The 14,226-nt window shown below is 69.4% G+C and carries 11 protein-coding genes; 3 read left to right on the plus strand and 8 right to left on the minus strand.

Going from position 1 to position 14,226, the window contains the following annotated elements:
• Nucleotides 1-83: 83 nt before the first annotated feature.
• A complete protein-coding gene (culp6, locus tag BST10_RS12535; RefSeq protein WP_083038056.1) occupies nucleotides 84-1,151 on the minus strand; it encodes a carboxylesterase Culp6 in 1,068 nt (355 codons plus the stop codon).
• Nucleotides 1,152-1,312: 161 nt separating this feature from the next.
• On the opposite strand from culp6, the gene BST10_RS12540 reads away from it, so the two are divergent.
• Nucleotides 1,313-2,167 (plus strand): hypothetical protein, encoded by an 855-nt coding sequence (locus tag BST10_RS12540; RefSeq protein WP_083038059.1) that lies wholly within the window; start codon nucleotides 1,313-1,315, stop codon nucleotides 2,165-2,167.
• Between the two features lie 51 nt (nucleotides 2,168-2,218).
• Here BST10_RS12540 and BST10_RS12545 read toward each other — a convergent pair whose 3' ends face one another.
• The 7 genes from BST10_RS12545 to glf all read right to left on the minus strand — a co-directional run bounded on the left by BST10_RS12545 (nucleotide 2,219) and on the right by glf (nucleotide 11,132).
• Nucleotides 2,219-3,112 carry an esterase family protein gene (locus BST10_RS12545; protein WP_083038061.1) on the minus strand — a complete coding sequence of 298 codons (894 nt, stop codon included), beginning with the start codon at nucleotides 3,110-3,112 and terminating at the stop codon, nucleotides 2,219-2,221.
• Nucleotides 3,113-3,278: 166 nt separating this feature from the next.
• Nucleotides 3,279-4,262 (minus strand): esterase family protein, encoded by a 984-nt coding sequence (locus BST10_RS12550; protein ID WP_109559494.1) that lies wholly within the window; start codon nucleotides 4,260-4,262, stop codon nucleotides 3,279-3,281.
• 290 nt (nucleotides 4,263-4,552) lie between these two features.
• Nucleotides 4,553-6,565, minus strand: a complete 2,013-nt coding sequence (gene aftB / locus BST10_RS12555) for a terminal beta-(1->2)-arabinofuranosyltransferase (RefSeq protein WP_013831044.1) — start codon at nucleotides 6,563-6,565, stop codon at nucleotides 4,553-4,555.
• Nucleotides 6,543-7,466, minus strand: coding sequence for a decaprenyl-phosphate phosphoribosyltransferase (locus BST10_RS12560; RefSeq protein WP_013831045.1), 924 nt, complete (start codon nucleotides 7,464-7,466; stop codon nucleotides 6,543-6,545). Before BST10_RS12560 ends, aftB begins: the two co-directional genes overlap by 23 nt.
• Nucleotides 7,463-8,023 (minus strand): phosphatase PAP2 family protein, encoded by a 561-nt coding sequence (locus BST10_RS12565; protein WP_083038065.1) that lies wholly within the window; start codon nucleotides 8,021-8,023, stop codon nucleotides 7,463-7,465. The genes BST10_RS12560 and BST10_RS12565 overlap by 4 nt, the downstream gene beginning before the upstream one ends.
• Entirely contained in the window at nucleotides 8,020-9,921 is a 1,902-nt protein-coding gene (locus tag BST10_RS12570; protein ID WP_083038067.1) for a glycosyltransferase, read from the minus strand. Before BST10_RS12570 ends, BST10_RS12565 begins: the two co-directional genes overlap by 4 nt.
• Nucleotides 9,918-11,132 (minus strand): UDP-galactopyranose mutase, encoded by a 1,215-nt coding sequence (gene glf / locus BST10_RS12575; protein WP_083038069.1) that lies wholly within the window; start codon nucleotides 11,130-11,132, stop codon nucleotides 9,918-9,920. Before glf ends, BST10_RS12570 begins: the two co-directional genes overlap by 4 nt.
• Nucleotides 11,133-11,458: 326 nt before the next feature.
• Between glf and BST10_RS12580 the strand changes: the two genes are divergently transcribed.
• The gene (locus BST10_RS12580) at nucleotides 11,459-12,337 is read left to right on the plus strand and encodes a hypothetical protein (RefSeq protein ID WP_083038071.1); all 879 of its coding nucleotides are present in this window, start codon (nucleotides 11,459-11,461) and stop codon (nucleotides 12,335-12,337) included.
• Nucleotides 12,338-12,487: 150 nt separating this feature from the next.
• Nucleotides 12,488-14,197, plus strand: coding sequence for an N-acetylmuramoyl-L-alanine amidase (locus BST10_RS12585; protein WP_083038073.1), 1,710 nt, complete (start codon nucleotides 12,488-12,490; stop codon nucleotides 14,195-14,197).
• Nucleotides 14,198-14,226: the final 29 nt, after the last annotated feature.

The following is a 14,226-nucleotide window of genomic DNA, read 5'->3' on the forward strand; positions in this document are numbered from 1 at the left end:
TACGCGGCGGTCCCAGCTTCGCCTCTCCTCCGTCGAGCCTCGCTAAACCGCCGGGTCTACGCGGCGTCCCGACTACGCCGGATTCAGCCGTGTGGCGGATGCGGCGCATTGTCCACCAGCTCCCGCGCCCAGTTCAGCGTCCACTGCGTGGCGGACAGGCCGTCCTGACTCCAGACCGCGGTGGTGCCGTACAACGCGTGCACCGGCTGACCCGCGCCGCCGGCCAGCGTCTCCAGGGTGGCCGGCAGCTTACCGATACTGAACGCCTCTTGCGGGGCGGCGCAGATCAGATCCCCGCGCGCGCAGATCTCGTAGGTGCGCTGATCGAGGTCACCGAAACCGCCGTCGCGGGCGCCGGTCATGGTCAGCCCCATCCCGGACAGGATCGGCAGCTCGTGCAGGGTCACCTCGGCGCCCTGCCCCGGCGGGGTCGGCGGCACATCGATCCCGCCGCCGGGTCCCTCCTGGCGGCGGCCGTCGGCGATCAGCGTCACACCCAGCACCAAGTCCTCGTCGACCGGGCCGCGGCCGTTGCCGATGTCGCTGGCGATATCACCGGCGATCACCGCTCCCTGCGAGAAGCCGACCAGCACGTAGCTGGTCAACGGGCACTTCTCGTTCATCTCGGTCATCGCCTTGATGGTGTTGCGGGTGCCCTCGGCGCGGCTGTCGTTGTAGCTCATCTGCTTGTCGGCAGAGAGCGGATTGTGGAACTGCGCGGTGTAGGGAACCGTGTAGGTCTGCACCCGGGAGGCGTCGAACTGCTCGGCGATCGGGCGGGTCACGGTGAGCAGCAGCGCAATGGGGAACTGGGTGGGGTTCAGCGGGTCGTCGGTGGGCGAGGTCTCCCAGGTGCCGGGCACCGAGACCAGTTGCACGTCCGGGCAGCTGGCGTCCTGATAGGCCGGACGGGGCTTCTTGGCCCGCGGCGGCGCCGAACTGGTCGGCGGGACGCCCTCCGACGGCTGATCGGCGATCGGCGGCGAGCCCGGGTGCCGGATCCAGATCACCACGACCACCGCCACCAGCGCCACCACCAGGGCCATCGCACCGGCGGCCACCCACGCCAGCACGCGGCGCCGGTTGCGCAGCGCTTTCGCCGGGGATTTACGTGGGGATTTCGCGGTGGACTTGCGTGCTTTCTTGGCCATATCGCCTATAACGGTACAGATCGGCGGCTTTCGCTGGCTAAGGCCATTGATGCTGCACTGCGGGCGCTGCTTACTCGCACTTTTACGCCCTGGACGCAGCGTCAACTGGTGTTGTGGATCAGCGTCGACGCGCTGGGACCCGCCGCGGCCATCATCTGGGCATGACGGATTCCGAGATGCCTTTTCTCGGCAGTGCGGCGTTGGCGGCCGGGAACCTGACCCGCTACGAGTTGCGTCGCCATTACGTGGCGGTGCTACCGAACGTGTACCTGCCGGCACGCACCCGCCCGAGCCTGCAGCAGCGGACGGTCGCCGCCTGGCTGTGGTCGGGCGGCCAGGCGGTGGTCGCCGGGGCCGCCGCCTCCGCACTGCACGGCGCGAAATGGGTCGATGCCACCGTTCCGATCGAACTGATCTGGCGCAACACCCACCCTCCGGCCGGCGTGCTGACCCGCAATGACCTACTGCTCCCCGGCGAGCAGCAACACCGCCGCGGGATGGCGGTGACCACGGTGGCGCGGACGGCGTTCGACCTCGGCCGACGTGGGCACCTGGGTCAGGCGGTCGCCCGGCTGGACGCACTGGCCAACGCCACCGGCTTGCGCACCGCCGATGTGCTCGAACTGGCCCGGCGCCACCGTCATACCCGCGGGCTGCGTCAGCTCGAGGCTGCGCTCGACCTCGTCGACGCCGGCGCCGAATCGCCGAAGGAGACCTGGTTGCGGCTGCTGCTGATGGGCGGCGGCTTCCCCCGCCCGACCACCCAGATCCCGGTCCCCGGGCCGGACGGCCGCCCCAAGTACTTTCTGGACATGGGGTGGCAAGACCTCATGCTGGCGGTCGAGTACGACGGCGAGCACCACCTCACCGACCGGCCGCAGTACGTCTGGGACGCCACCCGGCTCGAGTACATCCGGCAGCTGGGCTGGACGCACATCAAGGTGCTCAAGGAACACCGCGGCGGCGACGTCCTGCGCCGCGTCAGGGCCGCCTGGAACACGTTGACGCTGCACTGAGGGCGTTGCTTACTCGCACTTTTGCGCCCTGAGTGCAGCGTCAACGCCGAATTAACGGATCGCGCCGACGATGTCGCCGACCATGGCCCCCAGCTGCGATGACCACGAACCCCAGCCGTTGTCACCGCCGGAGAAGTCGAAATGCCCGTTGCGGCCGCGCGCCTGGCGGTACTGCATGTTGAAGAACCGCCCGCTGCCGGCGGCCTCGGCCGGGTCGCCGATCATCGCGGCCGGGTTGGAGGCGCCGCCCATGGGGCTGTAGACCCAGACCCGGGTGTTGTTCTGCGCCAACAGGGTGGCGTGCACGGTGGGGTCGTGCCACTTCCAGCGGCCCAGCTGCGGCGCGCCCCACATGCCGTACGGGTCGACGCCGCCGAAGTTCTCCAGGCCGGCGCTGATGACACCGCTTTCCGTGGTGTGCGACGGGTTCAGGAAGCCCGACATCGAGCCGGCGAAGCCGAACCGGTCGGGGTGGAAGGTGGCCAGCGCCAGCGCGCCGTAGCCGCCCTGGGACGCGCCGACCACGCCGTGACCGCCCGGCGCCAGGCCCCGGTTGGCCGCCAGCCAGTCCGGCAGCTCGCTGGACAAGAAGGTGTCCCACTGCTTGCTGCCGTCTTGCTCCCAGTTGGTGTACATGCTGTAGGCCCCGCCGGCCGGGGCGACCACCGAGACGCCCTTGCCGGCCAAGGTGTTCATCGCGTTGCCCGCGGTCACCCAGTTGCTCACCTCGGGGTGGGCGTCGAAGGCGTCGAGCAGGTAGACCGCGTGCGGGCCCTGGTTGAGGAACGCCACCGGGATATCACGGCCCATCGACGGCGACGGCACCATCAGGCTCTCGTACGGTGCGGCCTGAGCGCTGGAACCGACGATCGCGCCGCCGCCCCACATGCCCAGCATCAGCACGGTCACGCACAGTGCCCGCCACAACTTCGACAGTCCGCTCATACCCACCTCGCTCGTCGGCACAGATTTCGTGGTGTCACCCGCCGCTGGTCGCGCGCCCTGACTCCGGAAGGTAGTCAATCACACGGCACCGGCGGGCAGGACAGAAAACGGTCGACGGCGGCGACCCGCAGGTCGCCGCCGTCGGCGGTACATCGTTGCTGGGAGACTACTCGCCCGAGCTGGTGCTCTCGCCGCTGTTCGGGGTGGCGCCCAGGTGGCTCTGCAGGTCCGGCTTCATCGCCTGCAGCTGCTGACCCCAGTACTCCCAGGAGTGCGTGCCGTACTCGGGGAAGTTGAAGATCGCGTTGTTGCCGCCGGCAGCGGTGTAGAGCTCCTGGAACTTCTTGTTGGCGCCGATCATGAAGTTCTGCTCCAGGAAGACGGCCGGGATGTTGTCGCCGCCCAGCTCGTTGGCCTTGCCGTTGCCGCAGAAGACCCACAGCCGGGTGTTGTTGGCGACCAGCTTGTCGACGTTGACGGTCGGGTCGTTGCGCAGCCACGCCGGGTCGTTGTCGTCGCCCCACATGTCGTTCTTCTTGTAGCCACCCGCGTCGCCCATCGACAGGCCGATCCAGCCCTTCCCGGTGGACGGGTTGAGGTAGCCCGACAGCGAACCGGCGTAGGTGAACTGGTTCGGGTGGTAGATGGCCAGCGTCATCGCCGACGAACCGGCCATCGACAGCCCGACCGCGGCGTTGCGGCTCTGGCTCACGCCGTACTCCGACGCCAGGTAGGCCGGCAGCTCACGGGTCAGGAAGGTCTCCCACTTGTAGGTGGAGCAGCCCGCCTTGCCGCAGGCCGGCTTGTACCAGTCGCTGTAGAAGCTGGACTGGCCACCGACCGGCATGATCACCGAGATGCCCGAGTTGAGGTACCACTCGAACGCCGGGGTGTTGATGTCCCAGCCGTTGAAGTCGTCCTGGGCGCGCATGCCGTCGAGCAGGTACAGCCCAGGGGAGTCCGAGCCACCGGGCTGGAACTGGACCTTGATGTCGCGGCCCATCGCCGCCGAGGGCACCTGGAGGTACTCGACCGGCAGACCCGGCCGGGAGAAGGCGTTGGCCTCCGCGGTACCACCGGCGGCACCAACCAACCCCGCAAGCAGGGCCGCGCCGGAGGCGGCGACCATCAACCTGTCAAGCAACTTCATCCTGGGCATCCTCATTCGTCTCGTTGCCGTGCTCATAACGTGGGCCCGAGTCGGGCCAGATTCTGCGCGCGCGTGCGCGACAGTGCCGGTGTAGTCAACCACAGAAGGCCGAGATCGAGCTCTTAGAGTTCTGCCACCATGCGCCGAATGGGCCGGACACCGGTTTCTGCGGCGACCGCCGTATTGCGCTCGCGCCACCATACGAGCCGGTGGGACCGGCCGCGCGGGGTAGCTGCGGCCGACTCGGCATGACGTCGGTCACATTTTCGCCAGCCGCCGAGCACATACCGTCACGGCACGTCGGGCGGCATCCCGGTGTAGGGCGGGCGGGTCGGCTCGGGCACGGCCAGGCCGCATCGGATCAGCTCGTCGCGCGGCACCCGCTCGATGCGGTACCGGGTGTAGCTCGCGGCGTGCAGCACGTTGGACAGGAACCGGCGCGGGCCCATCGGGGCGCGCACCGAGCCCAGCACCGCCGCGGTGTCGGGGCAGCGCAACGCCGCCTCGGCCTGCGCGACCCAGTCCTGGTCCAGGTAGCCCGGGATGAGCGGGTACCACTTGACCCACGGGCCGTCGGCCACCACGAAGTCCCGGAACAGGTCCTTGTCGTGGCCGATCCGGCCGTGGTCGAGCCGCTCGGTGTGCGCCGCAATCGGATTGGCCAAGCCGATCTGGTCGAGCAGCCGGACGTCGAGGCCGGTGTTCATGCTCAACATGCCCAGGTTGGTGAAGAAGACGGTGTGCGGTCCGGTGTCACCGGGCTGGGGATCGGTGGGCACGCCGATACCCGGCGGCGGCGGCAGGATGACCGGGACGACGTCCCACTGGTCGTAGTTGCCCGATGGCAGCAGCAGCGCACCGTCGGGGGTGGCCTCGATGGTGGCCAGCACCGCGCGCATCCGCGGATAGCCGAGATAGTCCGCGGCGGTCAGCGGGTGGGCGTGGCCGGTCGCCTGCGAATAGAACCGGCGCTCATCGACGATCCCGGAGTAGGTGACCCGGGTGGCGTCGTAGCCCATCCCCGGCGAGTTGGCCGCCCACAGCGCCCAGCCGGCCACCGCCAGCCACAGCAGGCCGACGGCGCCGCTGAGCGGGTAGCCGGCCTCCCGGTGGAAACGCGCACCGTCGGGCAGCAGCACCGGGATGACGGCCACCGGGGCCAGCATGCAGAACAGCGGCGCCAGCAGCACCCGGCCGTGCATGAAGTCGCCGCCCTGGCGAATCCAGTAGGCGCCCTGCAGCAGTCCGCTGATCACGAAGAAGCAGACCACCGCCGCCGGGCTCTGCACCAGCCGCGCCCACCTGCCGACACCGCGCGGCACCGGGCGCCGCGGCCGGTGGCGCACCGCAGCACCCACCCACAGCGCTGCCCCCAGCGCCGTCAACAGCACGGCCGGCACCCACAATGCGTAGGGCGCGTTGAAGTTCGCCAGGTAGATCATGCCCTGCGACCACTTGTCGCCGGCGGCGTCCTTGGCCAGCGCGGTACCGGGCACCAACAAGCCGTAGTAGCCCATCCGGAAGATCTGGTAGGCCACCGGCAGCGCGCCGCCGGCCACCAGGATCAAAGCCCGGGGCCGCCACTGCCGGGGCGCCGCGATCAGCAACATGATCAGTGCGCCGCCGCCGATGAGCGCCAGCTCGGGGCGCACCAGCACGCTGGCGCCGGCCACGAAGGCCAGGCACCCGGTGAACAGCGGGCCGCGGGCCCGCGACCGTGGCATCCGCAGCGCCTGCGACCAGCAGACCAGCATCCACCACAGCAGGCCCAGGTAGGCCAGCACCAGCCCGCTCTCCAGCCCGGAGGTGGCGAAGTCGCGGGCGGGCGGCACCGCGATGTAGACCAGCGCCCCGGCCGGCAGCAGCAGCGCGCGCCGGCCCTGCAGGTTGGGGGCGTACAGCCGGGTGGTGCCCAGCATCAGCAGCGCCACCCCGGCCAGGCTGAGTGCCAGGGCGAACACCAGCGCGATGTACTCCATGCGCATCGGCCCGCCGAGCCAGCTGCCGAGGTACATCAGGTAGGTCCAGGCCGTGGAGGTGTTGGCCTCCACCCGTTCGCCGGCATTGAACACCGGGCCGTTGCCGGCCAACAGGTTCCGCACCGTGCGCAACACGATCAGCCCGTCATCGGAGATCCAGCGCCGCCGCCATGCCCCGACCCCGAACAGCAGCAGCACGACGGCCACCGCCGCCCACGAACTCAGCCGCACCGACGGGGTGTAGGCGACCGCCGGCCAGCCCAGCGGCCGGACCCGGGGGTCCGGCGTCCGCAGCCCTCGGCTAGCCGAAAACGACGGCAGCACCGATGGTTCCGATCCAGAGCAGAGCCATCAGCTGCAGCACCCGGTCGCGCCGCAGGATGTCCTCGGGCTCGCCGGCCATGCCGCCGTCGACGTCGACCGCGTAGCGCAGAATCGCGACAATGATCGGGATGATGGTCACCGCGTACCAGGAGCCGGAACCGTTGTCGCGCTCGAAGGCGAACAGGCTGTAGCAGACCAGCATCGCGGTGGCCGAGGCCGTCCACACGAAACGCAGGTAGGTACTGGTGTAGCTCTCCAGCGACTTGCGGATCTTGGCGCCGGTCTGCTCGGCGAGCTGCAGTTCGGCGTAGCGCTTGCCGGCCACCATGAACAGCGACCCGAACGCCATAACCAGCAGGAACCACTGCGACAGATAGATGTTGGCGGCCGCACCGCCGGCGATCGCCCGCAACAGAAAGCCCGACGACACGATGCAGATATCAAGGACCGCTTGGTGTTTGAGCCCGAAGCAGTACGCCAGCTGCAGCGCCAGATAGACGGCCATCACCAACGCCAGGCTCAGGCTGAGCGACCACGAGATGAACAGCGACGCCGCTCCCAGCAGCGCCGCCAGGCCGTAGGCCATGCCGACCGGCACCACCCCGGCGGCGATCGGCCGGAACCGCTTGGTCGGGTGCGCGCGGTCGGCCTCGACATCCTGCGCGTCGTTGACCAGGTACACCGCCGAGGCCGCCAGGCTGAACGCCACGAACGCGATCAGCGCCTTGCCGGCGACATCGGCGTAGTCGTAGTGCACGTCGCCGCCGAGGGCGGCCAGCGGCGCGGCCAGCACCAGGACGTTCTTCACCCACTGCCGGGGCCGCATCGCCTTGACGATCCCGGTCACCAGGTTTGCCGGCGGACGGGCCTCCGGCGCGCGGTGTTCGGTCGCTGCACTCATCCGGCGCCTCCCGAGTTGTCCAGGCGGATCGCGGCCGCGGCGACCGCGGCTCCGACGACGACGCCGGTGGCCACGTCGCTGGGATAGTGCACTCCGAGCACCAGGCGGGACAACGCCATCGGCGGCACCAGTATCGCCGGCAGTGTCTTCGCCGGCAGTCCGGCCGCTCGTCCCAGCAGAATCGCCGCCGCGGTGGTGGAGGTGGCGTGCGCGGAGGGGAAACTCAGCCGGCTCGGGGTGGCCACGTTGACCGCGATCGCCGGGTGGTGCGGGCGCTCGCGTCGCACCACCCGCTTGATCACCACGGCGGCCGCATGGGCGACGAACGCCCCGGCCCCCGCGGTCAGCCAGGCCCGGCGCCGGCGCGGCCACGCCAGTGCGCCGAGCGCCGACACCATCAGCCAGCCCAGGCTGTGCTCACCGAAGTGCGACAGCGACCGCGCCGTCGGCAACACGCCGGTCCGGCCCGCCAGCGCCGACTGCACGGCGACCAGCACGGCGTCCTCCCCGTGCGGCGGAACCGCATCGGGATCTCCAGAGGGCGCGAATTCGGTCATGCCGACTTGGCACCGTCGGGAAGCAGCACGGTCTCCCACTGCTGCTTGCTGGACAGCATGGGCAGTGCCCGGCGGTAGGCGCGGCGCAGGTCGTCGAAGCGACGCGACAACTGGTACTGGCGGCGCAGCGACTCGCGCAGCAAGGTGAACATCTGCTCGCGGTCGCGTTGCCGGTAGACCACGCCGCGGCCGTCGGCGGTCGTGACGGTGACCCCATCCTGGGTGCACAGCAGAAACCACCGGGCGTCCTGGGTGGGCACGTTGAGCTGCGGGCGCACGTGATGCTCGGGCGCGGTGGCCTTCAGGTTGTGCAGGATGCCGCGGGCCAACCGGTAGCCGATGGTCAGCGGCTGGACCGGCGGGCGCATCGGCTTGCGGCGTTGCGACGGGATGGGCAGTTCGCTGGCCGCCGGCAACACCACCGCGTCGGGGTAGGTCTTGCGCAGCGCGTGGATGTCCGGCAGCGCCGACTCCAGGATGGCGAAGATGTGCTCGGGGCCGGCCAGGAAATCGTCCAGCGCCTTGTTCTGCACAGCGACCGTCGAATACTCCAGGCAGGCAAGGTGTTTCAGGGTCGCCTTGAGGTGGCTGCGGATCAGGCCGGCGATGTTGCCGTCCCAGTGCAGCGCCGCGACCATCAACCGGTTGCGCAGGTGGAAGTAGGCCTGCCAGTCGATCGCGTCGTCCTTGTCGCTCCAGGCCATGTGCCAGATCGCCGCGCCCGGCAGGGTCACCGTGGGGTAGCCGTGCTCGCCGGCCCGCAGCCCGTATTCGGCGTCGTCCCACTTGATGAACGACGGCACCGGCTGACCGATCTCCTCGGCGACGGCGCGCGGGATCATGCACATCCACCAGCCGTTGAAGTCGACGTCGATGCGGCGGTGCAAATCGGGTGTCTCAGCCAGCGAGTCGGTGGCGAAGTTGTGGTCGTACTCGGTGTGCGGGGCGTTGGTCCACATGAACACGCCGGGGTCGACGACCTCGCCCATGATGTGCAGGTGCGACGGCTCCTGCAAGTTGAGCATGTGCCCGCCGACCAGGGTCGGTGTCTTGGCGAAGCGGTTCAGCGCCAGCGCCCGCAGGATCGAGTCGGGTTCGATGCGGATGTCGTCGTCCATGAACAGGATCTGTTCGCAGCCGGTGTTCTTCAGCGCCTCGTACATCACCCGGCTGTAACCGCCGGACCCGCCGAGGTTGGGCTGGTCGTGGATCGACAGCCGGTCGCCGAGCGCGGCGGCGGCCGCGGCGAAGCCGGGGTGGTCGCGCACCTTACGGGTGCCCTGATCCGGGACGATCACTGCGCTGATCACCGCGTCGACGTCCGGGTCCGAGGTGAGCGCGCTCAGCGCGTTGACGCAGTCGTCGGGCCGGTTGAAGGTCGGGATGCCCACCGCCACGTCGGCGCGCCCGGGGGCCTCGGTCGGCGCGTACCAGCCGCCGCCGATCAGCGTGACCGCGCTGTCGGTGGTGATGTCGAACCAGATCCACCCGCCATCCTCGAACGGTTGCAGACCGACCTCGAACTCGACGATCGTCGGCGTGCCGTCGCCATCGACGGACCCGAACGGCTTTCCTTCCACGGCGATTCGCGCCCCGGTCGCCTTGGAGCGGTAGACGTCGACGCGGCCGGAACCGGTCAGTTCCAGGCGCAGCACCACTGATTCGACCACCGACCAGCGCCGCCAGTAGGAGGCCGGGAAGGCGTTGAAGTACGTCGCGAACGACACCTCCGACTCCTCGCCGATCTCCAGGCTGGTCCGGGTGAGCGGGTGCGCCCGGCGATTGTTGGTCTCCGACTCCTCGACGTAGAGCTTGCGGACGTCCAGCGGCTCGCCGTGGCGCGGCAAGATGATCCGCGAAAGCCGGCTCACCGCACGCGAACTCTTGGGTTTGGTCATCGGTTGTTTTCCCTGTTGTTCTCGTGCAGCGGCACACCCTCGGCCAGGTGCGGCGCCAGGACGTTGTCGTACATGCTCAGCGCACTGGCGATCGCCATGTGCATGTCGAGGTATTGATAGGTGCCCAGCCGCCCGCCGAAGAGCACCTTGGCCGACTCCATCTCGGCCTTGGCCAGCCGGCGATAGGCCTCAACCATCGCGCGGTCGTCCGGGGTGTTGATCGGGTAGTACGGCTCGTCGTCGTCGCGGGCGAACCGGCCGTACTCCCGCATGATCACCGTCTTGTCGGTCGGGTAGGACCGTTCGGGGTGGAAGTGCCGGAACTCGTGGATGCGGGTGTAGGGCACGTCGGCGTCGTTGTAGTTCATCACCGCGGTGCCCTGGAAATCCCCGCAGTCCTCAAGCACTTCGAGTTCGAAGTCCAGGGTGCGCCAGCCGAGCCGGCCCTGCGCGTAGTCGAAGTAGCGGTCCAGCGGGCCGGTATAAACGACGGGCGCCTCGGGGCTGGCCGCCCGGAGTTCCTCGCGGACGTCGAACCAGTCGGTGTCGAGGCGGACCTCGATGCGCTCGTCGGCCGCCATGTTCTGCAGCCAGGCGGTGTAGCCGTCGACCGGCAGTCCCTCGTAGGTGTCGTTGAAGTAGCGGTTGTCGAAGGTGTAGCGCACCGGCAGCCGGGTGATGTTGGAGGCGGGCAGCTCGGTGGGGTCGGTCTCCCACTGCTTGGCGGTGTAGTGCTTGACGAAGGCCTCGTAGAGCGGGCGGCCGATCAGGCTGATCGCCTTCTCCTCGAAGTTCTTCGCCTCCTTGGTATCCACCTCGGCAGCCTGCTCGGCGATCAGCGCCCTGGCCTCATCGGGGCTGAAGTAGCGGCCGAAGAACTGCGAGACCAGGCCCAGGCCCATCGGGAACTGGTAAGCCTGCCCGTCGTGCATGGCGAAGACCCGGTGCTGGTAGCCGGTGAAGTCGGTGAACTGCCGTACGTAGTCCCAGACCCGCCTATTAGAGGTATGGAACAGGTGCGCGCCGTATTTGTGGACCTCGATGCCGGTCTTCGGCTCGGCCTCGGAGTAGGCGTTACCGCCGATGTGGGGGCGCTTCTCGAGGACCAGGACGCGCTTGTCGAGCTGCGTGGCCACGCGCTCGGCGATGGTCAGGCCGAAGAATCCAGAACCCACAACATAGAGGTCGTAGCGACTAGCAGGTGAAGTCATCGGCGCCAAGGGTAGCTGAACAGCGGCCGCGAGCAGCGTCGGCGCCCCGCCATTTCCGCTGCCCAGCCGGCCGGCCGGTCCCTCGTGGCGCCGGCGGCACCGCGAGATTGCGCCTACGCAGGCAAAACGCGCCCATTCCGCGCACCAGTGCAATCTCGGTGCGCACCCCAGGACACCGACGCCGGGGAAGGGTTGATCGCGGTTTCCTCACGATTCGATCTCGTCACTCTATTCACACTAATCACACGCGTACCGTCGTTCAGGTAGGCAGTAAACGCTCTACAGCCCCTCGGGACTGAAGGGCAAAACACATTGAGGAGACTTCCGTGCCGAACCGACGTCGACGCAGGCTCTCGACCACCATGAGCGCAGTCGCCGCCCTGGCAGTCGCGAGTCCGTTTGCAGTTGTCGCAGTATCCGAGCTGGCCGCCCACCAGGACGCTCCGCAGCACCGTGACTTCGTCGCGGCGGCATCGGTGGCCGACCTGCCCAACGAGCTGATCTCCGCCCTCACCCAGGGCCTGTCCCAGTTCGGCGTGAATCTTCCGCCGGTGCCGGGCGGCTTCGGCAACGGGGCAGGGTCCGGGATGTATCCCGCCTCGCCGGGGATGTACCCCGCCTCGCCCGGCCTGACCTCGCCTGGCCTGACCTCACCGGGGCTCTACCCCGCCTCGCCGGGGCTGACCTCGCCTGGCCTGACCTCACCGGGGCTCACCGACCCGTCGCTGACCACGCCGTCGCTGGCCACGCCGCCGGCGGGCACACCCGGTGTGTCGACCACCTCGGGCCTGACCTCGCCGGGTTTGACCACACCGTCGCTGGGCACCCCGGGGCTGACCTCGCCCGGTCTGACCACCCCGTCGCTGTCCGACTCGTCGCTGACCAGCCCCGGATTGACCAGCCCCGGGTTGACCAGCCCGGACACCGGTCTGCTGGGCTCCGACGGCATGCCGCTCACCTCGCCGGTGGGCCTCGACCCGGGCCTGGACGGCACCTACCCGATCCTCGGCGACCCCTCACTGGGCATGCCGGAGAGCAGTGGTAGCGGCGGCGTCGTCAGCGACCTGATGAGCGCGGCCAACCAGCTGGGCGCCGGGCAGGCCATCGACCTGCTCAAGGGTGTGGTGATCCCGTCCATCGCGCAAGCCGCGCAGGGCGCCGGTCCGGCCGCCGCGGCGGCTCCCGCTGCCGTGCCGGCTCCGTAACAACGAAGCCTGTTTCCCTAAACGGCACCGCAGAGTCAGCCCGCACCGCCGGGCAACGTGGGACTCTGCGGTGTCGTTTGACGTTCGCCCACTTCGGTCAGGCGCGTGTCGCATCACAAACAACAACAGACACATACGTAACATCAGCACGTGCCAACACGTCGTCCTCCGCCGACGATCAAGCTGACCGCTACCGTCGCGACCGTGCTGATCCTGCCGTGGGCACTGGACGCCGGGCCGGGGTCGAAGTCGGCAGGGACCACACCGGCTCCCCCGAGCGCCGCGGCAACCAAGCTGAACCAGCAACCACTGCCCGACCTCGGACCGGGCGTCACGGTCCGGGAGATCACCCAGGACGAGCCCTTCACCATGGTGGCGCTCACCGGCGGCGATCTCAGCGGCACCTCGGCGAAAGTCCGCGCCAGGCGCGCCGACGGGTCGTGGGGCCCGTGGTATGCCACCGCCCACGAGGTCAATAACGCGTCCTCGCAGCCTCGGCCGGCCGATGCGCCCGCTCCCGGACCGGACGGGACCGAACCGGTGTTCGTCGGCCGGACCACCGCGGTCCAGATCGCGCTCACCCGGCCCGAATCCGCCGACACCAAGCCCGAATCCAAGGCCAAGCCGGATCCCAAGACCGGGGCCAAGGCGGGGCCCGGGTCGAAGCCGCAGTCCACACCCAAGCCCGACCTCGGCTATGTGCCGGCCACCGCCGCGCAGCCGTTCGCCCAGAACATCTCCGCGGTCCTGATCACCCCGCCCAAAGCCCCGGTCGACGCGCAATGGACCCCGCCGAGCGCCGCGCTGGCACCGGGACAGCCGCCCAACATCATTCCCCGCAGTCAATGGGGTGCCGGCGCCCGCGGCCGCTGCGGCAAGCCGGCCGAGAGCGGCCCGGTCCAAGCCGCGGTGGTGCATCACACCGCCGGCTCCAACGACTACTCCCCCGAAGACTCGGCGGCGATCATCCGGGCCATTTACGCCTACCACACCCGCGCCCTGGGCTGGTGCGACATCGGCTACAACGCGCTGGTGGACAAGTACGGCCAGGTGTTCGAGGGCCGGGCGGGCGGCATCACCAAGGGCATCGTGGGCAGCCACGCCGGCGGGTTCAACAAGAACACCTGGGGGGTGTCGATGATCGGCACCTTCGACGACGCGCCGCCACCGCCGATTCAGCTCGAGACCGTCGGCCGGTTGCTGGGCTGGCGGTTGGGGCTGGACCGCACCGACCCGCGCAGCACCGTCCAACTGACCTCCGGCGGCGGCTCCTTCACCCACTTTCCGCGCGGCTCGGCGTTGTCGTTGCCGGCGATCATCGGCCACCGCGACCTCGACGAGACGGAGTGCCCCGGCGAGCACGGGTACGTGGCGCTCAACGAGATCCGGGATATCGCCGCCCGTTTCGGCGATCCGCCGGGCCCCGAAGACCTCGTCAGGACCATGCAGGGCGGCGCCATCCACGCCCGCTGGCTGGAGCTGGGCGGCGCGGCGGGCCTGCTCGGTGCCCCCACCTCGCCCGAGGCGATCGGCGAGGGCTCCACCAAGTACGCGACCTTCGAGCGCGGCGCGGTGTACTGGTCACCGGAGACCGGCGCCCAGCCGATCACCGGGGCGATCTACGACGCCTGGGCGGCATTGGGTTACGAGCGCGGCATGCTCGGGCTGCCGACCAGCGCCGAGATCCCCGAACCGGAGTGGATCGGGCAGAACTTCCAGCACGGCACGCTGAACTACAACCGGGCCGACGGCAGCGTCATCCGGGTTATCGACGGCAATGCCGAAGAACTGCCGCCGCCCCCGCCGGAGGGCCCGCCGGTGCAGTTGGAGCGCTTCTCGCGGGTGATCGGCGTCAACTAGCGCCGTTCACGCTGCGGGTACGGCGGAAG

The organism is Mycolicibacter algericus DSM 45454 (assembly GCF_002086455.1).
Lineage (GTDB): Bacteria > Actinomycetota > Actinomycetes > Mycobacteriales > Mycobacteriaceae > Mycobacterium > Mycobacterium algericum.